The 2,332-nt window shown below is 39.5% G+C and carries 1 protein-coding gene and 1 tRNA gene; both read left to right on the top strand.

The annotated features are described in order from the left end of the window. Positions 1 to 87: 87 nt before the first annotated feature. On the top strand, positions 88 to 1,689 hold the full coding sequence (gene pckA / locus AC1WHX_RS11935; protein WP_022390457.1) for a phosphoenolpyruvate carboxykinase (ATP): 1,602 nt from the start codon (positions 88 to 90) through the stop codon (positions 1,687 to 1,689). 495 nt (positions 1,690 to 2,184) lie between these two features. Beyond that, positions 2,185 to 2,274, top strand: a tRNA-Ser gene (locus tag AC1WHX_RS11930). The last annotated feature ends 58 nt before the right edge of the window (positions 2,275 to 2,332 follow it).

Here is a 2,332-nt window from a genome sequence, read left to right as displayed (position 1 = left end):
ATTTATTACCATATACTTACAAAACAAATATCCTCAAACAGATGTTTTAATTGCACAAAAGAATAAAAACTAAAAAATATCAGGAATATGGTAAAAATAGATTTAAGTAAATACGGAATTACGAATGTAGAAAAAATCATCTATAATCCCTCATACGATGAACTTTTCAAAGCAGAAACCGATCCGTCACTCACCGGTTATGAAAAAGGCATAGTAACCAACACCGGTGCTGTCGCAGTAAAAACAGGAAAGTTTACAGGAAGATCACCTAAAGACAAATATACGGTTAAAGATAAAACGACAGAAAATACCATGTGGTGGGACGGAAAAATCAACAAGCCGATCTCCACTGAAATATGGAATGAGTTGAAACAGCTCGTAATTAAGGAACTATCCGATAAGAAAAAACTATATGTCGTAGATGCATATTGCGGAGCAAATAAAGACACTCGGTTAAAAGTCCGTTTCATTATGGAAGTTGCATGGCAGGCACATTTTGTGAAGAACATGTTCATACGTCCGACCGAAGAAGAGTTAAAAGAGTTCGGAGAACCGGATTTTATCGTACTCAACGGTTCTAAAGTTACCAATCCCAAATGGAAAGAACAAGGATTAAACTCCGAAGTCTTCGTTGTTTTCAATCTGACAGAACGTATGCAGATCATTGGGGGAACATGGTATGGCGGTGAAATGAAGAAAGGGATGTTCAGCATGATGAACTATTATCTGCCGTTAAAAGGAATAGCCTCTATGCACTGCTCTGCAAATGTCGGATTAAACGGAGATGTCGCTCTCTTTTTCGGATTATCCGGTACTGGGAAAACGACCTTGTCAACCGACCCGAAGCGTCTATTGATAGGAGATGACGAACATGGGTGGGACGATAACGGAGTATTCAATTTTGAAGGAGGATGCTACGCCAAAGTAATCAACCTAAGTCAAGAAAACGAACCGGAAATCTGGAGCGCAATACGAAGAGATGCTTTATTGGAAAATGTTACCGTACACGCCGACGGAAGTATCGATTATGCAGATAAGTCAATTACGGAAAATACTCGTGTCAGTTACCCCATTTATCATATAGACAACATCGTAGAGCCATCGAAAGCCGGGCATGCTTCCAAAATTATTTATTTATCGGCAGATGCATACGGTGTATTGCCTCCGGTATCGATACTTGATGAAAAACAGGCACAATATCATTTTATCAGCGGATATACATCAAAACTTGCCGGGACAGAACGAGGTATTACCGAACCAGAACCCTCTTTTTCCCCTGCATTCGGAGAAGCGTTCCTAACCGTGCATCCAATGATGTACGCTGCTGTATTAGCCAGAAAAATGAAAGATCATCATTGCAAGGCATATCTTGTAAACACCGGTTGGAATGGAACGGGAAAACGTATTTCAATCAAGGAAACCCGCGCTATTATCGATGCAATACTTTCGGGTGATATTGAAAAAGCCCCGACCAAGCATATTCCTATTCTCAATTTGACCATACCGACCGAACTGCCGGGTGTAAACTCCGGAATCCTCGATCCGAGAGATACTTACTCTAATGTCGAAGAATGGAGTAAAAAAGCACAATCTCTGGCCAATAAATATGCCGACAACTTTGTGCAATATGCCACAACACCCGAAGCCGAAGCATTGATAGAGTTCGGCCCTCAACGTGAAAAGAAATAAGAAACTCTTTTTTCATATTCCCTGTCAAACGTCTTCTAATCCGGAATCCCGCAAGCAATGTCTAAGTGAGAGAGTTTTCCTCACGGTATCAGGGGTTTCTCATTGGCTGAATCTGACAGGGATTTTTATTGAAAAGTCTGTCCTCTACATTTTCAAACAATCATTCCTTACAATAAACTCGCCATCGATAAATATATTAAAAACTAATCTCAATCGTTTTTCCTGAATAATTTATCCGTTTTGTCGGCAAAGAATGTGAAATAAAAAAATACTCAATACAGAGTACTACTGATCCGTTAACAAAATTTAGACAGTTCCTCAATATCATGAACAAAATTTTAAACAAATTACAAGAAACTCATATACAGACAAAAAGCTCTTTTATCAAAGGAAAAGTAACAACATCTGAAAATAAAATTTGTCTGAAATAATTTTGAGATTTAAGAATTAGTGCTACCTTTGCACAGCATTACGAAAGCAACTCATGCTGCTTAAGGAAGGATGGGTGAGTGGCTGAAACCAACAGTTTGCTAAACTGTCGTACTCGTAAGGGTACCGGGGGTTCGAATCCCCCTCCTTCCGCCATACAAGAGGGTGACCCAAAAGTCAATAACGACTGAACGGGTCACCCTTTTTCATTATC

This window comes from Coprobacter sp. (genome assembly GCF_982436375.1).
The sequence above is the reverse complement of the archived record's forward strand: the minus strand, read 5'-3'. Positions and strand labels throughout refer to the sequence as shown.